The sequence below is a fragment of the Nocardioides aurantiacus genome (genome assembly GCF_003752505.1).
In the GTDB taxonomy this organism is placed as follows: Bacteria; Actinomycetota; Actinomycetes; order Propionibacteriales; family Nocardioidaceae; genus Marmoricola; species Marmoricola aurantiacus.
In genome coordinates this window covers 1-18,121 of record NZ_RKHO01000001.1, presented here as the reverse complement: position 1 = coordinate 18,121, position 18,121 = coordinate 1, and the positions used below count along the sequence as shown (strand labels likewise).

General features: G+C 74.1%; 19 protein-coding genes, 2 tRNA genes and 1 pseudogene. 11 read left to right on the top strand and 11 right to left on the bottom strand.

All coding sequences use genetic code 11. From position 1 onward, the window contains the following. Positions 1–6: 6 nt before the first annotated feature. The 4 genes from EDD33_RS00105 to EDD33_RS00090 form a co-directional block, all read right to left on the bottom strand. Positions 7–1,239, bottom strand: a complete 1,233-nt coding sequence (locus tag EDD33_RS00105) for an arginine deiminase (RefSeq protein WP_123388613.1) — start codon at positions 1,237–1,239, stop codon at positions 7–9. Positions 1,240–1,318: 79 nt separating this feature from the next. Continuing rightward, a complete protein-coding gene (gene larC, locus EDD33_RS00100) occupies positions 1,319–2,560 on the bottom strand; it encodes a nickel pincer cofactor biosynthesis protein LarC (RefSeq protein ID WP_123388612.1) in 1,242 nt (413 codons plus the stop codon). Further along, positions 2,557–3,261, bottom strand: a complete 705-nt coding sequence (gene larB, locus EDD33_RS00095) for a nickel pincer cofactor biosynthesis protein LarB (protein ID WP_246003274.1) — start codon at positions 3,259–3,261, stop codon at positions 2,557–2,559. Before larB ends, larC begins: the two co-directional genes overlap by 4 nt. A 65-nt stretch (positions 3,262–3,326) precedes the next feature. Next, complete coding sequence (locus EDD33_RS00090; protein WP_123388611.1) at positions 3,327–4,175, bottom strand: prephenate dehydratase; 849 nt, start codon at positions 4,173–4,175, stop codon at positions 3,327–3,329. Between the two features lie 80 nt (positions 4,176–4,255). Between EDD33_RS00090 and EDD33_RS00085 the strand changes: the two genes are divergently transcribed. Then, a complete protein-coding gene (locus EDD33_RS00085; protein WP_123388610.1) occupies positions 4,256–4,657 on the top strand; it encodes a DUF4446 family protein in 402 nt (133 codons plus the stop codon). Positions 4,658–4,966: 309 nt separating this feature from the next. On the opposite strand, the gene EDD33_RS00080 is transcribed toward EDD33_RS00085, so the two are convergent. Further along, positions 4,967–6,559: a bifunctional phosphatase PAP2/diacylglycerol kinase family protein gene (locus EDD33_RS00080; RefSeq protein ID WP_246003273.1), complete on the bottom strand. Its 1,593-nt coding sequence runs from the start codon at positions 6,557–6,559 to the stop codon at positions 4,967–4,969. A gap of 99 nt (positions 6,560–6,658) precedes the next feature. Next, positions 6,659–7,600: a molybdopterin-binding domain-containing protein gene (locus EDD33_RS00075; RefSeq protein WP_123388609.1), complete on the bottom strand. Its 942-nt coding sequence runs from the start codon at positions 7,598–7,600 to the stop codon at positions 6,659–6,661. Positions 7,601–7,740: 140 nt separating this feature from the next. Here EDD33_RS00075 and serS point away from each other — a divergent pair, with 140 nt between their 5' ends. The 5 genes from serS to EDD33_RS00050 all read left to right on the top strand — a co-directional run bounded on the left by serS (position 7,741) and on the right by EDD33_RS00050 (position 12,361). Further along, the gene (serS, locus tag EDD33_RS00070) at positions 7,741–9,048 is read left to right on the top strand and encodes a serine--tRNA ligase (protein ID WP_123392802.1); all 1,308 of its coding nucleotides are present in this window, start codon (positions 7,741–7,743) and stop codon (positions 9,046–9,048) included. Then, positions 9,045–9,896, top strand: a complete 852-nt coding sequence (locus EDD33_RS00065) for an HAD family hydrolase (protein WP_246003272.1) — start codon at positions 9,045–9,047, stop codon at positions 9,894–9,896. The genes serS and EDD33_RS00065 overlap by 4 nt, the downstream gene beginning before the upstream one ends. Next, a complete protein-coding gene (locus EDD33_RS00060) occupies positions 9,893–10,405 on the top strand; it encodes a GNAT family N-acetyltransferase (RefSeq protein ID WP_123388608.1) in 513 nt (170 codons plus the stop codon). Before EDD33_RS00065 ends, EDD33_RS00060 begins: the two co-directional genes overlap by 4 nt. After that, complete coding sequence (locus EDD33_RS00055; RefSeq protein WP_123388607.1) at positions 10,402–11,232, top strand: Cof-type HAD-IIB family hydrolase; 831 nt, start codon at positions 10,402–10,404, stop codon at positions 11,230–11,232. Before EDD33_RS00060 ends, EDD33_RS00055 begins: the two co-directional genes overlap by 4 nt. Positions 11,233–11,359: 127 nt before the next feature. Continuing rightward, positions 11,360–12,361, top strand: coding sequence for an IS481 family transposase (locus EDD33_RS00050; RefSeq protein ID WP_123388606.1), 1,002 nt, complete (start codon positions 11,360–11,362; stop codon positions 12,359–12,361). On the opposite strand, the gene EDD33_RS00045 is transcribed toward EDD33_RS00050, so the two are convergent. The 3 genes from EDD33_RS00045 to mobA form a co-directional block, all read right to left on the bottom strand. Continuing rightward, positions 12,358–12,969 (bottom strand): bacterial proteasome activator family protein, encoded by a 612-nt coding sequence (locus tag EDD33_RS00045; RefSeq protein ID WP_123388605.1) that lies wholly within the window; start codon positions 12,967–12,969, stop codon positions 12,358–12,360. The two genes, EDD33_RS00050 and EDD33_RS00045, sit on opposite strands and share 4 nt — an antisense overlap. 486 nt (positions 12,970–13,455) lie before the next feature. Next, positions 13,456–14,430, bottom strand: a complete 975-nt coding sequence (locus tag EDD33_RS00040) for an NAD(P)H-quinone oxidoreductase (protein WP_123388604.1) — start codon at positions 14,428–14,430, stop codon at positions 13,456–13,458. A gap of 51 nt (positions 14,431–14,481) precedes the next feature. Then, complete coding sequence (gene mobA / locus EDD33_RS00035; RefSeq protein ID WP_123388603.1) at positions 14,482–15,090, bottom strand: molybdenum cofactor guanylyltransferase; 609 nt, start codon at positions 15,088–15,090, stop codon at positions 14,482–14,484. Between the two features lie 50 nt (positions 15,091–15,140). Between mobA and EDD33_RS00030 the strand changes: the two genes are divergently transcribed. Beyond that, positions 15,141–15,944, top strand: coding sequence for a carbon-nitrogen hydrolase family protein (locus EDD33_RS00030; protein ID WP_123388602.1), 804 nt, complete (start codon positions 15,141–15,143; stop codon positions 15,942–15,944). A gap of 46 nt (positions 15,945–15,990) precedes the next feature. Next, positions 15,991–16,078 (top strand) — tRNA-Ser (locus EDD33_RS00025). A gap of 22 nt (positions 16,079–16,100) precedes the next feature. On the opposite strand, the gene EDD33_RS00020 is transcribed toward EDD33_RS00025, so the two are convergent. Beyond that, positions 16,101–16,496 (bottom strand): hypothetical protein, encoded by a 396-nt coding sequence (locus tag EDD33_RS00020; protein WP_123388601.1) that lies wholly within the window; start codon positions 16,494–16,496, stop codon positions 16,101–16,103. A gap of 125 nt (positions 16,497–16,621) precedes the next feature. Here EDD33_RS00020 and EDD33_RS00015 point away from each other — a divergent pair, with 125 nt between their 5' ends. The 3 genes from EDD33_RS00015 (at position 16,622) to EDD33_RS19845 (ending at position 17,612) form a co-directional block, all read left to right on the top strand. Beyond that, positions 16,622–17,113 carry a hypothetical protein gene (locus EDD33_RS00015; protein WP_148076899.1) on the top strand — a complete coding sequence of 164 codons (492 nt, stop codon included), beginning with the start codon at positions 16,622–16,624 and terminating at the stop codon, positions 17,111–17,113. Positions 17,114–17,199: 86 nt separating this feature from the next. Next, a tRNA-Ser gene (locus EDD33_RS00010) sits at positions 17,200–17,287 on the top strand. A gap of 187 nt (positions 17,288–17,474) precedes the next feature. Continuing rightward, positions 17,475–17,612, top strand: coding sequence for a hypothetical protein (locus EDD33_RS19845; protein WP_170169657.1), 138 nt, complete (start codon positions 17,475–17,477; stop codon positions 17,610–17,612). A gap of 62 nt (positions 17,613–17,674) precedes the next feature. On the opposite strand, the pseudogene EDD33_RS19840 reads toward EDD33_RS19845, so the two are convergent. Further along, positions 17,675–18,121: pseudogene (locus EDD33_RS19840) on the bottom strand (LuxR family transcriptional regulator); the annotation flags it as partial.

The following is an 18,121-nucleotide window of genomic DNA, read 5'->3' as shown; positions in this document are numbered from 1 at the left end:
CTCAACCTAGACGTGGACGGGCACCGGGTCGCGCTGCACCGGGCACGACATGCAGCGCGGACCACCCCGTCCCGATCCCAGCTCGGAGCCGGAGATCGCGATGACCTCGATGCCGGCCTCCTCGAGGCGGGCGTTGGTCTCGACGTTGCGCTCGTAGGCCACGGCCACCCGGGGTGCGACGGCGAGGGTGTTGTTGCCGTCGTCCCACTGCTCGCGCTCGGCGGTGACGGCGTCGAGACCGGTGTCGATCTGGTGCAGCGTGTCGATCTGCATCGCCTTGGCCGCGGCCACCAGGAACGGCTCGGACTCGCTGACCTCGAGGGGTCCCTCCTGACCGGCGGTGACGGTGTGGGCGGTGAGGTGGTCGGCGACGTTGGGGTACATCACGATCTTGTCGACGTCGACCATCGTGCAGACGGTGTCGAGGTGCATCGTGGCCCGCTCCTGGGCGATCGGGACCGCCAGCACGGTGTGGGCGCTCCCGTCGGCGAACAGCTGGCGGGCCAGGCGCTCGACCCCGGCCGGGGTGGTGCGCTCGCCCACGCCGACGGCGACCACGCCCGGCGAGAGCAGCAGCACGTCGCCGCCCTCGACGTGCTCGCGGTGCCAGCCGTGGATGGTCTCGATGCCCTCGAAGCGCGGGTGCAGGGTGTAGATCAGCTCGGTCAGCTGGGTCTCGCGGTCACGGGCCGGCATCGCCAGCGAGGTCACCGCCACCTTGTCGCGGATCCAGACGCTGGAGTCGCGGGTGAACAGCAGGTTGGGCAGCGGGTCGATGAGGAAGTCGTCGTGGGCGAGCAGGCTGGTGACCAGCCCGAACCCGCCGCGCACCTCGTCGTTGCGCAGCCCGGCGGTCAGCACGTCCTTGAGCTCCTCGGGCGCGAGCCCGGCCAGCCAGCCCCGCAGGTGGTCGCGGAGCGTGTCGCCGAGCCGCAACGACCGGGTCACGCCCTCCACGGCGCGCGCCCGCGCCTGCTCGCTGGCGAGCGTCTCGACCAGCAGCTCGGTCAGGTAGAGCACCTCGACGTCCCGCGCGCGCAGCGCGTCGGCGAACGCGTCGTGCTCCTCCTGCGCCCGGCTGACCCACGGGATGCCGTCGAAGAGCAGCTGGTCGTTGTTGCGCGGGGTCAGCCGCTGCAGCTCGGGCCCGGGCCGGTGCAGCATCACCGTGCGCAGCCGTCCGACCTCGGTGGAGACGCCGGGGGTCCGGGTCGCGGTCGGGGAGGAGGAGTCGCTCATGGCGGCAGCCTAGGACCTCTCCGGGATGGGTGGTCCCTGACGTTCTCGACCTTCGCAGCGCCTGGGAGGGGCCAGATCGTCAGGGACTACCGGCCGGGGGCCGCGGGACATCCCCACCGGCCCCCGCGGCGAGGGCGACCGCCTCGGCCATCACGTGGGTCGCGGGGCGGCCGAGCGCCCGGGCAGCGGCGGCGACGTCCTCGAACTCCGGCTGGGCGTTGAGCACCTCGCCGTCGAGCCGGGCGACCTTGACCGCGATCCGCTCGCCGTCGACCACGACCTCGCCCATCGACCGGTCGAGCGCGTGCTTGCCGACCCGCTGCTGACGCAGCCCGATGGTCGAGGTGTGGCGGTAGACCTCGCGCCGCACCCCCTCGAGCAGCGGCGCCGGCACCAGCACCGCGAGGGTGTGGGCGGGCCGGCCCTTCTTCATCAGGATCGGCGTCAGCCAGGCGTCGCTGGCCCCGGCCTCGAGCAGCGCGGTGATCACCCCGGGCCACAGCCGCGGGTCGAGGTCGTCGACGTTGGTCTCGAGGAGGTACGGCGCGCTGCTCCCGGCGTCCGCGCCGGTCGAGCTCGTCGGGACCCCGTGGCCGGTCAGCACCCGCAGCACGTTGGCGTGCCCCTCGGGATCGCGGCCGCCGGCCCCGACGCCGACACGGTCCACGGCCATCGCGGGCTGCGGTCCCCAGGCGTCGGCGAGCGTGGTGAGCAGGGCGGCGCCGGTCGGGGTGCACAGCTCGAGGTCGACCGGCCCGCCGTACGACGGGACGCCGCGGAGCAGCTCGACGACCGCCGGCGGCGGGACACCGAGGGTGCCGTGAGCGCTGCGGACGGTGCCCCCGCCGAGCGCGACCGCGGAGACGACCACCCGGGGCAGGCCGTCGTGCCCGCCGAGGTGGACGACGCCGGCGCAGACCCCGACGACGTCGGCGATGGCGTCGAGCGCCCCGACCTCGTGGAAGTGGACCTCGGCGGGGTCGCAGCCGTGGACCGCGCCCTCGGCCTCGGCGAGCCGGGAGAACACGTCGTGGGCCAGCGCCCGGACGTCCTCGTGCAGGCCTGCCCCGGCGAGCAGCCGCTCGACGTCGCGCCAGGTCCGGTGGGGCTGGTCGTCGGCGACCTCGACGTGGCAGCGGGTGGCGGCGAAGCCGGCGCGGCGTACGTCCTCGGCGTGCAGCTCGACCTGGCCCGGCGCGACCTTGTCGACGGCCTCGGCCATCACCCCGACGGGGACGCCCAGGCCGGCCAGGGCACCGAGCAGCATGTCGCCGCTCGCGCCCGAGGAGGCGTCGACCCAGAGCACCGGCGCCCCGCTCATCGGTCGCGCCCGCGGGCCACGCGCGCGGCGAAGACCCCGGCGCCGTAGCCGTTGTCGATGTTGACCACCGTCACCCCCGGCGCGCAGGAGTTCAGCATCCCGAGCAGCGCGGCCAGACCGCCGAACGAGGCGCCGTAGCCGACGCTGGTCGGTACCGCCACGAGGGGCACTCCGGTCAGCCCGCCGACGACGCTGGGCAGGGCGCCCTCCATGCCGGCCACCACGACCAGGCAGTCGGCCTCGTCCAGCCGGTCACGGACGGCGAGCAGCCGGTGCAGCCCGGCGACCCCGACGTCCTCGACCTGCTCGACGCCGGCGCCGTGCACGCGGGCGGTGGTGACCACCTCGGCGGCGACGGGGGCGTCGGACGTGCCGGCGCTGACCACCAGCACCCGGCCGCGCGGCTCGGGCAGCGGCCCGAGCACGGCGGTGCGGGCCACGGGGTCGAGCACGGCGTCCGGCAGGTCGCGCCCGAGCAGCTCGGTGGTCGCCCCGGTGAGCCGGGTCGCGAGCACCGCCCGGTCGGGGTGGCGCTCGTGCAGCGTGCGCAGGATCCCGAGCACCTGCGCGGGCGTCTTGCCGGCGCCGTAGACGACCTCGGGGTCACCGGTGCGCGCGGCCCGGTCGAGGTCGACCCGGGCGTAGCCGAGGTCGGCCACGCTGGCGGGACGCTCGGGCTCCGGGCGCTCGGGGTCGGTCACGCGGGCCACGCTATCGCCGCCGGCCAGCAGGGGCGGCGCGAGGCCGGGGGGCGAACCGGGACGGATCAGCCGGCTCGGAACGCGTCGGCGGGATAGACGCCGAGCACCTTCACCTCGGTGGTGAAGAACGCGAGCTCCTCGAGCGCTCGGGCCACGGGCAGGTCGAGCGGGTGGCCGTCGACCTCGGCGAGGAACTGGGTCGCGGTGAAGTGGCCGCCGACCATGTAGCTCTCCAGCTTGGTCATGTTGACGCCGTTGGTCGCGAACCCGCCCAGGGCCTTGTAGAGCGCGGCCGGGAGGTTGCGCACGTTGAAGATGAAGCTGGTCACGACCGGCCCGGACCCGCGCTCGGCCTCGACGTAGTCGCGCGAGAGCACCACGAACCGGGTGGTGTTGTGGTCCTCGTCCTCGACGTCGGCCGCCAGGACCTCCAGGCCGTAGGTCTCCGCGGCCAGCGGCGGCGAGATCGCGGCCATGGTCAGGTCGCCCGACTCCGCCACCTCGCGCGCCGCCCCCGCGGTGTCGCCGGAGATGACGGGCGTGAGCCCGAGCCGCCGGATCACCTTGCGGCACTGGCCGAGGGCGTGGACGTGGCTGTGGACGGTGCGCAGCGACGCGGCCGTGGCGCCGGGCAGCGCCATCAACGAGAACTGGATGCGCAGGAAGTGCTCGGCCACGATGTGCAGCGAGGACCCGGGCAGGAAGTGGTGGATGTCGGCGACCCGGCCCGCGAGCGAGTTGTCGATCGGGATCATCGCCAGGTCGGCGTCCCCGCCCTCGACCGCGGCGAACACGTCCTCGAACGACGCGCACGGCACCGACTCCCACTCGGGGTAGTGCTGCCTGCAGACGATGTGGGAGTTGGCCCCGGGCTCGCCCTGGTAGGCGATCCGGCCGCGGGTGGGGAGGCTCACGCGGCGTAGTTTCCCACGGCGGTACGCCGGGCCAGCGCGTCGTCCACAGGCGCCCCCGGCGGCCTGCCTAGGCTTCGGGCGTGCCCACCGTCCTCGCCGTGCTCGCCCTGCTCGTCGCCCTCGCCGCCCTGGCCGTGGCGGTGTCCGGGCGTCGTGCGCCGCAGGGCCGCACCCGCGACACCGACCCCGGCGAGCTCCCGCAGGACGCCCGCGCGCTGCGCCAGGAGGTCGCCGCGCTCAAGGCCGAGAGCAGCCAGGCCCTGCGCCACCTCGCCGTCGTGCGCTACGACGCCTTCACCGACACCGGCGGCCAGCTCTCCTGGTCCCTCGCCCTCCTCGACGACAGCGGCAGCGGCGTCGTGGTCACCTCGATCCAGGGCCGCGCCGAGTCGCGCACCTACGCCAAGTCCGTCACCGACTGGACCTCCGACGCCCAGCTCTCCCCCGAGGAGGAGGACGCGATCTCCCACGCACGGGGGTGAGGGGTCGGGGCACGGGCAGGGGCTGGGGCACGGGCTGGGGCAGTTTCACCGGCTAGCCGGTGAAACTGCCCGCGGAACCAGACATAGCGGGCGCGCGCGGGCAGTTTCGCCCGACCAACCGCCCGAGTTGTCCGTGTGGGCGTCTGCCGGGGTCGTACGCCGCGGCGTACGACCGATCGGTTCCCAGGTGTGCCTGGGAAACCATGGACCCCGGACACCCGGACCCTCCCGTACGCCGTGTCGCGTGGCCGCACGTCCGGAAGCCGAGGTTCCCCAGGGGACCTCGTGGAACCGCAGCCGGCCGGACCCCTACCGCGGCACCCGGACCAGCAACCGCCCGTGCACGCACCGGGCGCGGAGCTCCTTGCCGGCGGCGATGAGGTCGCCGTCGAGCTGGCGGGGCGCGTCGCTGCTGGCACGTACGACGACCTCGGTGCCCGTCATCCGGGTGATCAGCTCGTCGGTGCGCCCGCTCTTGGTCAGCACCCGCGCCGCGAGCGGGACCCACGAGAGGAAGCGCCGGGGGTAGAGCAGCACCACGTCGAGCTGCCCGTCGTCGATGGCGGCGTCGGGGATGAGGGGCATGCCGCCCTGCAGCTGGCCGACGTTGCCGATCACCAGCGTGCGCGCCCGGTGCCTGGTGAACTCACCGCCGTCGACGGAGACCTCGACGCGGATGGCGGGGAACATCAGCGACTTCAGCGCCGACCAGACGTAGGCCAGCCAGCCCACCTTGGCCTTGATGTCCTCGTTGACGCCCTCCATGATCGCGGCGTCGAACCCCATGCCGGCCATCACCAGGAAGGTCGCGTCCTCCATCTTGTCGCCGCTGACCTCCACCATGTCGACGGCACGGTCCTGGCCGTTGAGCCCGACGTCGACGGCCGAGCGCAGGTAGAGCGGGATGTCGAGGTTGCGGGCCAGCAGGTTGCCGGTGCCGGCGGGCACGATGCCGACGGGGATGCCGGTGCCGGCCAGCTCCTCGCACACCGCGCGGATGGTGCCGTCGCCGCCGACGGCGAGCACGACGTCGCTGCCGCTGACCGCCGCCTCGTGCGCCATCCCGTAGCCGGTGTCCTCCACCGTGGTCTGCCACCACCGCACCGCCGAGAAGCCGGACCCCTCGGCGAGGGACTCCACGAGCGCCTCGAAGGCCCCGACGTCGTCGACCTTGACCGGGTTGAGGATCACCGCCAGCCGGCGCTTCTCCACCGGCACCGCGTCGGGCAGCACGGTCACGGCCGCGCCCTGGTGGATCATCCGCGGCGCCGGGTCGAAGGCCGCCAGCCAGGCCAGCACGATCCCGGCGGAGAGCAGGCAGCCGGCCAGCACGTCGGAGAGGTTGTGCACGCCGAGGAAGACCCGGTCGGCGCAGACCAGCAGGGTCACGCCCACGGCGACGAGGGTCGCGATCCGGCGTACGCCGCCCCGGCGCACCAGCAGGTGCACCAGCACGATCGCCACCCCGGCCGCCCCGGCGGTGCCCGTGGCGTGGCCCGAGGGGAAGGAGTAGCTCGACAGCGCCAGGATCGGCTCGTCCCAGACCGGGCGCTCCCGACCGACCAGGTTCTTCAGCAGCCAGGTCGCGAGCGAGACCGTGCCCATCACGCCGAGGGTCCACAGCGCGGCGCGGTGGTAGGACTTCCACGCCAGCAGCGCGGCCGTCACCAGGGTCGCGACGGCCAGCGGCAGCGTGCCGAAGGCGGCGCTGACGGCCTTCCAGAACGCCTCGACCGAGGCGTGATCCCGGGTGAAGGACTCGGGCCACTGGCCGAAGTCGGTGTCCAGCTCGGGCAGCGGCGACCAGGGGGTGGAGACCAGCACGGCCAGCACCGCGAAGAGGGCGAAGCAGCCGGCGGCGTACAGGATCCGGCTGGTGCGCAGCTGGGCGTGCTCGGTCACGTGGTGGTCGTCCGTCCGTCGTCTCCGGGACCTGGCGGGCCCCTCGTGGCAGCCGCCAGTATGACGTCCCCGGTGCCCACGCCCGGGCCCGCTACGCCCCTAGGTCGCGTCGGGGTGCCGCTCGAGCCGGACCAGGGCGGTCGCCCCGGGAGCCGGTCCCGCCCCGTCACCGAGCAGCTCGGCCACCACGTCGGTCAGGGCGACCACGCCGCCGCGCGACAGTGCGGTGTCGACCACCTGGAGGTCGTCGACCCGTGCCGAGCCGTCGAGGGCCACGACGTCGAGCACCTCCTCCTCGGCGATGCCGAGCGTCTCGCGGTCCACGCCCTCCACCAGCAGCACCCGACGGCCCGGCCCCGTCGGGGTGAGGCGACCGCGCACGTCGTGACGGGACGCCCGCCGCAGCGCGTGGTGGCTGCGCAGCCCGCGCAGCACGAGCCTGCCGGCGGGCGGCGGGTCGAGGTCGACCGGCCGCTCCGGGAAGGCGTACGCCGGCGCCGGGTGACCGCGCAGCAGCAGCAGGCCGGTCAGCTCCTCCACGGCCGCCACCGGGTCGGGCTGACCGGTCAGGCCGCGCCCCCAGTGGGCGTGCACCAGCCGGGCACCGCGGTAGCGCCGGGCCAGCCCCTCGACCTGCTCGCGCCCCACCCCGGACCGGCGGAGCAGCGCCGCGGGGTCGAGGGCCTCCAGCCGGCGCCGGAACCCCTCCACCCCGGTCGTACGACGCGCCACGGACAGCTCGTCGACGGCGCCGGCCTCCACCACCGACCGGGAGAGCAGCGCCAGCAGGGCCTGGTCGCCCCCGGGCGCGACCTGCACCAGCTCGTCGGCCCAGCGCGGGGGCCGCGGCCGCAGCGACCCGGACGCCGCCAGCGGGTCGAGCGCCACGACGTGGGCCCCCGCGCGGCGGGCCGCGCGCAGCTCCGCCAGCAGCCCGCGACGCGCGTCGACCTCGACCCCGGCGACCAGCACCAGGCCGGGCCGGTCCGGCAGGTCCGGCCGGTCGGACGGCTCTCCGGCGGGCGCGGGGGTGGGGGGCACCGCCCCATCCAACCCGATCACCAGCGCGTACGCCGCTCCCGTCGCCCCGGTGGTCGGCCGGGAGCCCGGTCGACAGCCCGGTCCACAGCCCGGCCGCCGCGCCGGGCCCCGCGTCGTGCGCGGCCGATATCGTGCACCACGTGATCGACCCACGCCTGCTCCGCGACCACCCCGACCGGATCCGAGCCGCCCAGGACAAGCGCGGCCTGTCCGGCGACGTCGTCGACCGGGCGCTGGCCGCCGACGCCGCGCGCCGCGCCGCGATCGCCGACTACGAGCAGCTGCGCGCCGAGCAGAAGCAGCTCGGCAAGCTGATCCCGAAGGCACAGGGCGAGGAGAAGGCCGACCTGCTGGCCCGCACCAAGCGGCTGGCCGTCGACGTCAAGAGCGCCGAGGCCGACCAGGCCAGCGCCGAGGAGGAGTGGCGCGAGTCGCTGCTCGCGATCCCCAACCCCGCGGCCGACGCCTCCCCCGCCGGCGGCGAGGACGACTTCGTGCTGCTCTCCGAGCACGGCACCAAGCGCGACTTCGAGGCCGAGGGCTTCGCCCCGCGCGACCACGTCGAGCTCGGCAAGATCCTCGGCGCCATCGACATCGAGCGCGGCGCCAAGGTCTCGGGCTCGCGGTTCTACTACCTCACCGGCGTCGGCGCCGACCTCGAGTTCGCGCTGGTCAACATGGCGATGGACCAGGCCCGCGCGGCCGGCTTCACCCCGATGATCCCGCCCGCGCTGGTGCGCCCGCGCGCCATGGAGGGCACCGGCTTCCTCGGCCAGGCCGCCGACGACGTCTACCGCATCGAGGGCCAGGACACCTACCTCGTCGGCACCTCCGAGGTGCCGCTCGCGGCCTACCACTCCGACGAGATCCTCGACGCCGAGACGCTGCCCCGCCGCTACGTCGCCTTCAGCCCCTGCTTCCGCAAGGAGGCCGGCTCCCACGGCAAGGACACCCGCGGCATCTTCCGGGTGCACTGGTTCGACAAGGTCGAGATGTTCACCTACACCACGCTCGAGGAGTCCGAGGCCGAGCACGAGCGGCTGCTCGGCTGGGAGAAGGAGTGGCTCGACAAGCTCGAGCTGGCCTACCGCGTGATCGACGTCGCGGCCGGCGACCTCGGCCTGTCGGCGCAGCGCAAGTTCGACTGCGAGGCGTGGATCCCCACCCAGGGCCGCTACCGCGAGCTGACCTCGACGTCGAACTGCACCGACTTCCAGACCCGCCGGCTCGACATCCGCGGCCGGTTCCCCGCGGGCGACGGCGAGGGCGGCACCCAGGTCGCCCCGATCGCCACGCTCAACGGCACGCTCACCGCGATCCCGCGGACCATCGTGGCGCTGCTCGAGACCCACCAGCAGGCCGACGGCTCGGTGCGGGTGCCGGCGGCGCTGCAGCCCTACCTCCAGGGCCGCGAGGTGCTCACGCCCGTGCACCCGGTCGACGCGTGAGCGCCACCCTGGGGCCCCCCGCCGACGACTGGGTCCCCGGCCTGGTCGCGCTCGACATCGACGGCACCCTCCTGAAGTGGGTCGAGGGCACGGGGCAGCACTACGAGCAGGTCTCCGCCGAGGTCTACGACGCCGTCGCCGCCGTCCTCGCCGCCGGCTCCCACGTCGTGCTCGCCTCCGGACGCTCGCCGCACGGCATGACGCTGATCGCCGACCTGCTCGACCTGCCCCGCGAGGGCAGCGACCGCGCCTGGGTGGTGGCCTCCAACGGCGCGGTGCTGTTCCGCTACCCCCCGCTCGACATCGTCCACGAGGAGACCTTCGACGCCAGCGACGCCGTCGCCGCCGTGCTCCGCGAGCACCCCGAGGCGCTGGTCGCCGTGGAGGAGCGCGGTGTCGGCTACAAGGTCAACCGGCCCTTCCCCGAGGGGGAGCTCTCGGGCGAGATGATCGAGGCCCCGATCGACGACATCGTCGGCGAGCCGGTCAGCCGCGTCATCATCCGGGACCCCTCCGCCTCGGTCGAGGACTTCGTCGCGCTCGGCGCCCGCCTGGGCCTGCACGGCACCGACTACGTCGTCGGGTGGACCGCCTGGCTCGACCTGTGCCCGGTCGGCGTCTCCAAGGCCTCGGGCCTCGACCACGTCTGCCGCCACCTCGGGCTCACCGCCGACGACGTGCTGGCCATCGGCGACGGCCGCAACGACCTCGAGATGCTGCGCTGGGCCCGCCGCGGGGTGGCCATGGGGCAGGCCGTGGACGAGGTCCACGAGGCCGCCGACGCCACCACCGCCTCGGTCTACGACGAGGGCGCCGCCGTCGAGATCCGCCGCTGGTTCCCGGCATGACCGAGCCGCCGGGCACCCTCCCCGACACCCTCACCACCGCTCGCCTGCGACTGCCGTTGATCTCCGCCGAGGACGCCGCCGGCATGCTCGCCGGCAAGCGGCGGCTCTCCTGGCACCGCGACTACCCCACGCCGCGCGACCAGGACGCCGTCGCGATGGTCAAGGCCGACGACCCGGCGGCCTCGTGGGGGCCGCGCCACCTGGTCCGCGCCGGCGACGGCACCACCATCGGCTCGGTCGGCTTCTACGGCGCGCCCAGCGCGGCCGACGACGAGGTGCTCGAGGCCGAGGTCGGCTTCGGCCTGGTCGCCGACGCCCGCGGGTTCGGTGCCGCCTCGGAGGCGCTCGTCGTGGTGCTGGCCGAGACCGACCGGTTGGGGGTGCGGGTGCGGGCCGGCGTACGCCCCGAGAACTCCGCCGCCCTCAAGGTCCTCGCCCGCTGCGGCTTCACCCAGCTGCGCGGCGCCGGCGAGGACGGCACGCTCGTCATGATCAGGCCGCTCGCGTGAGCGACCCCCGACTCGCGCCCGCGGGGGTGCGGCTGGTCGCCACCGACCTCGACGGCACCCTGCTGCGCAGCGACGGCACGCTCTCGCCGCGCACCGTCACCGCCCTGGCCGACGCCCGCGCGGCCGGCCTCGACGTGGTCTTCGTGACCGGACGGCCGCTGCGGTGGGCAGCACAGCTCTTCGACCACGTCGGCGGCCACGGCCTGGCCATCGCCGCCAACGGCGCCCTGCTCTGGGACGTCGACGCCGACCGGGCCCGCCTCGTCCGCGCGATCGAGCGCGACGCCGCGCTGCAGGTCGGCCGCTCGGTCCGCGCCGCGGTGCCCGGCACGATGCTGGCGGTCGAGACGGTCGACGGGTTCGGCCTCGAGCCCGACTACCTGCCCGGACACCCGCTGACCGAGGGCGCCCGGCGCGGGGCGTTCGAGGAGCTGGTCGACGCCCCCGTCCTCAAGCTGCTCGTACGCCGCGAGGGCGCCGTCGCCGACGACTACGCCGCCGACGTCGTGGCTGCCACCGACGGGCTGGCCACCGTCACCTGGTCGAGCACCGGCTCGCTGCTGGAGCTCAGCGCCCCCGGCGTCACCAAGGCCTCGACCCTCGAGCTGCTGTGCGCCGACCTGGGCGTCGACCGCAGCGAGGTGGTGGCCTTCGGCGACATGCCGAACGACCTCGCGATGCTGCGGTGGGCCGGCACGTCGTACGCCATGGCCAACGCCCACGTGGCCGCTCTCGAGGCGGCCGACCGGGTCGCGCTGACCAACGACGAGGACGGCGTCGCGACCGTGATCGAGCAGCTGCTGGCCGGCGACGTCGCGGTCGGCTGACTAGATGTGATGACCAGGCACGTTGGTCAAGGACGTGTGAGGACACGGTCTGATGTCGTGGATGAGTGAAGACCTCCCGGTGTGGAGTGGAGCTACCTAGGAACCGCTCCACGACCAGGAGGTCTTCGTGTCTCACGCTACCCATGCCAATGCTGCTCTGACGCCACGTGCCCGGCTGCGATTGGCGCGTCTGATCGTCGAGCACGGTTGGCCGCCGGCGCGGGCAGCCGAGCGGTACGACGTGTCGTGGAAGACCGCGAGGAAGTGGGCTGAGCGCTATCGGGCCGAAGGGCCGGCCGGGATGAGCGATCGGTCCTCGGCCCCGCATCGTCAGCCAAACCGGACCCCGGCACCGGTGGTGCGCAAGATCGTGCACCTTCGGTGGAAGCAGCGGCTCGGGCCGGTCGAGATCGGTGACCGGCTCGCGATGCCGTCCTCGACGGTTCACGCGGTCCTGGTGCGGTGCCGGATCAACCGGCTCACCCACATCGACCGCGCCACCGGTGAGCCGATCCGACGCTACGAGCACGAGCGACCAGGCGACCTGCTGCACGTTGACGTCAAGAAGCTCGGCAAGGTCCCCGACGGCGGCGGCTGGCGCTACGTCGGACGTCAGCAGGGCGAGAAGAACCGCGCTGCGACGCCTGGGAAGCCGCGCAACAAGTACCGCGGCCCGCTGATCGGGACCTGCTACCTGCATACGGTGATCGATGACCACTCCCGCGTCGCCTACGTCGAGGCCCACGACGATGAGACCAAGGAAACGGCCACCCAAGTGCTGCGCAACGCAGTCGCCTGGTTCGCCGAACGCGGTGTCATCGTGCAACGGGTCCTCAGCGACAACGGCAGCTGCTACAAGTCCCACCTGTGGCGCGACACCTGCGCCGAGCTGGGGATCACGCCGAAGAAGACCCGGCCTTACCGGCCCCAGACCAACGGCAAGATAGAGCGCTTCCACCGCACCCTGGCCGAAGGGTGGGCGTTCAAGAAGTTCTACAACTCAGAATCCGCCAGACTCGCCGCCCTGCCAGGCTGGGTCCACGAGTACAACCACCACAGGCCCCACTCGGCCATCGGGAAACGCTCACCCATCAGCAGGTTGGACAACCTGGCTGGGCATCACAACTAGAGGTACATCCCCCCGCGGCCGTGCTCCTCGTCCGGAGCACCCGGCGGCCCGGGCTGACCCGGCTGGCCGGGCATGCCCTGCGCGACCGACCCGGGCGGCAGCTGGCGACGCATCTGCTCCAGCTGGCCGCGCGCGGCCATCTGCTGGGCGTAGATCGCGGTCTGGATGCCGTGGAACAGACCCTCGAGCCACCCCACCAGCTGCGCCTGCGCGATGCGCAGCTCGGACTCGCTGGGGGTGTCGCCCTCGAAGGGCTGGATCAGCCGGTCGAGCTCGGCGTCGAGCTCCGGGGCGAGACCGTCCTTGAGCTCGGCGATCGAGGTGTGCACGACCTGCGCGAGGCGCTTGCGGCCCGGCTCGTCGACCGGCGCGGCCTTCACCTCCTCGAGCAGCTGCTGCACCATGCGACCGATCCGCATCACCTTGGCGGGCTGCTCGACCAGGTCGGTCAGGTTGCGCTCCCCGGCGTCGTCCCGGTCGTCGCCGTCGTGCCGGGCCTCGCCGTCGTGCCCCGGCTCGCCGAGCTCGGTCAGCGCGGAGGCCGGCACCGCGACCGGCTGCCCGTCCGGACCGATGACCATCACGTGCTCGGAGTCCTGTGTCGACATGCGCTCGAGCGTACCGAGGGGGTCCGACAGGCCGCCCGGGTGCGCTGGCAGACGTCTGCTGGTGTCTCCTGGTGCCTGCTGGTGCCTGCTGGTGGGTCGCCGCCGCCTGGTGCGTCATACGTCCTCGTCGTCGGGGCGACCAGCTCGTATGACGTCCCGGGTCCCGTCATACGTCCTCGTCGTCGGGGCGACCAGCTCGTATGACGTCCCGGGTCCCGTCATACGTCCTCGTCGTCGGGGCGACCACGTCGTACGACGCAGCCCGCGTCCCGACGACCAGCTCGTATGACGCAGCCCGCCGGCGCACGCGGGCGTGCCCCCGACGCCGCCACCAGACCGCAACCCCGCCATGTAACGCGGTGTTGCACCAGCCGTACACCCGTTCCGTGGGTCCCTCACATGCAATAACCCCGCGTTACATGCACCTCAGCCCGCGGCCGCGGCCGCGGCCGCCCACGCCCACGTCGCGCCCGGCCGGCCCGCCCCTCACGAGCCGATCTGCAGCACGATCTTGCCGGTGTGGGAGCCGGAGCCCATCAGCTCGTGGGCGCGGGCGACCTCGTCGAGGGGGACGGTCTCGTGGACGGTGGTGCGCACCTTGCCCTCGCTGACCAGGGGCCAGACGTGCTCGACGACGGCGGCGCAGATCGCGGCCTTCTCCTCGGTCGGGCGGGCGCGCAGCGAGGTGGCGATGACGGCGCCGCGCTTGGAGAGCAGCTTGCCGAGGTCGAGCTCGCCCTTGCTGCCGCCCTGCATGCCGATCACCACGAGCCGGCCCTCGGTGGCCAGCGCGGAGACGTTGCGGTCGAGGTAGGAGGCCCCCATGTTGTCGAGGATGACGTCGACGCCGCCCTCCTCCTTGGCGACCGCCACGAAGTCCTCCTCGTGGTAGTCGATCGCCCGGTCCGCGCCGATCGACTCGCAGAACGCCCGCTTCTCGGCCGTGCCCGCGGTGGTGAGCACCCGGGCGCCCAGCGCCTTGGCCAGCTGGATCGCGACGTTGCCGATGCCGCCCGCGCCGCCGTGGACGAGCAGCGTCTCGTCGGGGCCGAGGTGGGCGACCATGAAGACGTTGGACCACACCGTGCACGCCACCTCGGGGATGGCGGCGGCGGTCACGAGGTCGATCCCGCTCGGCACGGGCATCACCTGACCGGCGGGGACGGCGACCTTCTCGGCGTACCCCCCGCCCGCGAGCAGCGCGCACACCTCGTCGCCGACGGCGAACCCCTCGACCCCGGCGCCGACCTCGCTGATGCGGCCCGAGCACTCCAGGCCCAGCACGTCGGAGGCCCCCTTCGGCGGCGGGTAGAACCCCTGCCGCTGCAACGTGTCCGCGCGGTTGACCGCGGTGGCGACGACGTCGATGACGACCTCGCCGGGACCGGCCGTCGGGTCGGGGTGCTCGGAGACGACGAGGGCGTCGGGCCCTCCGGGCTCGGGGGCGGTGACTGCGCGCATGGATCGAGCCTAGGCGTCGAGCCCCGGCCGTCCGCCCGCTCGGTCGGCTCGCTAGCCGTCGAGCCCGTCGAGCCCGTCGAGGTCGGGCCACTCGTCGACGTCGTGCGCCTCACCGCCCTCGGCCGGCAGCTCGACGAGCGCCAGGGGGGCCAGCAGCCGGCGCACCGGCAGCCCGTGCCGCTCGCCCGACGGCGGCGCGGCGGCCCGGAGCGCGGCGACGCGGTAGACGCCGCAGAGGTACTGCGCCCGTCCGTCGGCGTCGACCAGCAGCGCCCCGTCCCCGCCCTCGCGCTCGTACGCCGCCCGCAGCCGCGCCACCGTCGTGGCCGTCACCAGCGGCATGTCCACGGCGAGCACCACCACCGACGCCACGTCGGGCCCGAGCGCGTCGAGCCCCGCCAGCAGCCCGGCCGCCGGCCCACCGCCGGGAGGCGACTCGCGGACGGTCCGGACCGCCTCGACCGGGTCGCCGACGACCACGACCTGCAGCCCCGCGACGGCCTCGAGCGCGCGGGAGAGGAAGCTGCGACCGCCCAGGGCCAGACCGGCCTTGTCGGCCCCGCCCAGGCGCCCGCCCGTGCCGCCGGTCAGCACGACCGCGGCGGTGGCCGTGGCGGCGGCGCCGGTGGAGGCGGCGGCGGGGGGTCGCGGCGCAGGCACCCGCGCAGTCTGCCTCGCCGACGACGGCGGGGGCTGGCAGGGTGGGAGCCATGAGCACCGGAGAGACGCTGCGGGTCCGGCTCGTGCAGCGCGCCTCGGCCCTGGAGCCGGCCGACAACCTGACCACCCTCCACGACGTCGTACGCCGCGCCGCCGACTCCGACCCCCGCCCCGACCTCGTCGTGCTGCCCGAGGCGTTCGCCCGCGACTTCGGCGAGGCAGGCTCCGCCCTGGGCCCGTACGCCGAGCCGCTGACCGGCCCCTTCGCGAGCGCGGTCGCCGACCTGGCCGGGTCGGGCACCGCCGTGCTGGCCGGCATGTTCGAGGCGGCCGACGACCCGGAGCGTCCGCTCAACACGCTGGTGCTCAGCGGCGCGGTCGCGGACGCCGAGGTGACGGCGTACCGCAAGATCCACCTCTACGACTCCTTCGGCTACACCGAGTCACGCACCATCTCGCCGGGCCCGGTCGAGCCCGCGGTGACCGACGTCGCGGGGTTCCCGGTGGGGCTGATGACCTGCTACGACCTGCGGTTCCCCGAGCTGGCGCGCACCCTGGCCCAGCGCGGCGCCGAGGCGCTGCTCGTGCCGGCGGCCTGGGTCGCCGGCGAGCGCAAGGTCGAGCACTGGCGCACCCTGCTGCGCGCCCGCGCCATCGAGAACACCGTCTGGGTCGTCGGCGTTGGCCAGCCCGGGCCGCGCTACTCCGGCCACTCCCTTGTCGTCGCGCCGACCGGCGACGTGGTGGTCGAGGCGGGCGAGGAGGAGCACACCGAGCTCGACGCGGTGCTCACGCGCGAGGCCGTCGCCGACGTACGCCGGACCAACCCCTCGCTCGCCAACCGCCGGATGTGAGCGGGCGCCGGGCCGCATAGGATCGCCGCGCGGTCCCCGGGACCGCGGAGGGGTGCCGGAGTGGCCTATCGGAACCGCCTTGAAAGCGGTCGTAGGGAGACCTACCGCGGGTTCGAATCCCGCCCCCTCTGCCAGCAGCAGCCGGAACGACCGGCGCTACTCCGACCCGCCCAGGTCGAGCGAGACCGAGTCGTAGACCAGGTCGTGGTCGCGCTGGAGCAGGTGCTCGAGGTCGCGCAGCAGACGCCGCACCTCGCGCTCGATCGTGGCGGCGTCGAGCCGGTCGAGGACGCCCGAGGCGACCACGCCCACGCGGGCGCGCAGCTGCACGGTCCGGCGGTCGGCGCCCTCGACGCGTGGGGAGAGCCAGGCGTCGGAGTCGGCGCAGGCGGCCGGTGAGGAGGGCGAGGGGGGTGCGGGCGGGGCCAGCGGCGCCAGCGCCTGCTGCACCGACTGCAGCCGCACCCGCACGTGCCAGCGCCACTCGGGCGACGACGGGTCGGAGGCGAGGATCTGCCGCAGCTCTCGCACGGCGTTGTCCAGGGGGGCCATCGCGCACGTCCTTCCGCGAGCCGGGCCCCTCGGGCGGTGGGGCCGGGTGCCGAGTGTCCCTCCGCGGCGCCGCGCTCGACAAGGGTGGATTCGACGTGGACACCCGTGCCGGGTTCAATCATCGGGTGTCGTCCGACCAGCCCGCCCCCGTCACCGCCCCCGACCACCCGGTCACCCGCGCCCTCGCGCCCGCGCTGCGGGCCCGGCTGCTCGGGTCCGGGCTGCTGGCGACCGGGCTCGTGGTCGTGGTGCTGCTCGTCCTGGCCGGCGTCGTCGGGCTCCCGGCCGCCGTGGTCACCGGGGTGGTCGCGCTCGCCACGACCGGCGTCGTGGTGCTGCTCCTCCTCCTCGGCCCGCGCCACTGGGTGGTGCGGCTCGACGCCGACGGCTACCGCGTCCGCGCGCTGCGCAGCGCCCGCACCCGCTCGGCCCGCTGGACCGACGTCCTCGACCTGCGCACCACCACGCTCGACGGGGTGCGGTGCCTCGTCGTACGCCTGCGCGACGGGGGTACGACGACGCTGCCGGTCGACGTCGTCGAGGGCGATCCCGAGGAGCTGACCGCGCTGTTCTCGGCCTGCCTGGACCGCAGCCACGGCTACCGCCGGCTGCGCTGAGCCCGCCCGGCAGCACCCCGCGGCCCCCTCGTCCGGCCCGATTCGCCGCGCGCCCGACCGCATGGGTAGCCTGTGCCCTGCTGTCGGGAGGTGTCGCCTAGTGGCCTATGGCGCCCGCCTGCTAAGCGGGTTGAGGGTTGAACCCTCTCGCGGGTTCAAATCCCGCCACCTCCGCCGGCTCACCGCCCCGGACCCTTGCGGGTCCGGGGCGGTCCTGCTTCTGTGGACGTCCGGACGCCCCGTCGCACGGGGCCGAACTTCTGCACGATCGTGCAATGCACACTCATGCGGTTCTGCAGACTGTTGGGACGACCCGGTTCGGGGCAGGCTCACCATGCCCCGAGACGAAGGAAGTCAGCTCATGAACCTCTCCAGGATCGCCAAGCCCCTCGCCGCCGCGCTGCTCACCCTCGGTGTCGTCACCGTCGGTGTCGCCCCCGCGCAGGCCGCACCCCAGTCCGCCGCCGCGTCGCAGCTCTCGGACACCGCCTGGGAGTGACCTCCCCCTGACACGTCCCGTCGGCCCTCGGGGGCCGGCGGGTCGAGCAGGTCATGAGCCGGTCACGCCTCGGGGGCCGACTCCGGATCCTGCTCACGTCCCATCGCCAAGCCGAGCTGGAAGCGGGTCTGCACCCCGTACTCCTGCTTCAGCGTGGCGACGTACGACGCATAGGTGCGCGTGCTGACCCCCACCCGCTTGGCGCTGGCCGAGTCGGAGTGGCCCTCGGTCAGCATGCGCACCGTCATCTGTCGCACCTCCGAGGCGATCTGGGTCTCGGTGACGCTGCTGGTCACGACGTAGTCGCGGCCGCGCTCCCAGGAGCGCTCGAAGATGTCGGCCAGGTAGGACACCAGGTGCGGGTCGTGGACCACCACGGCCGAGTCAGGCGTCGCGCCCGGCACCATCGCCATCCGACGGTCGATGACGATCAGCCGGTTGAAGAACTCGTCGAGGGTCCGGATCTCCGCGCCGTTGGCGCGCATCACGTCGACGTACTCCCGCGTGAT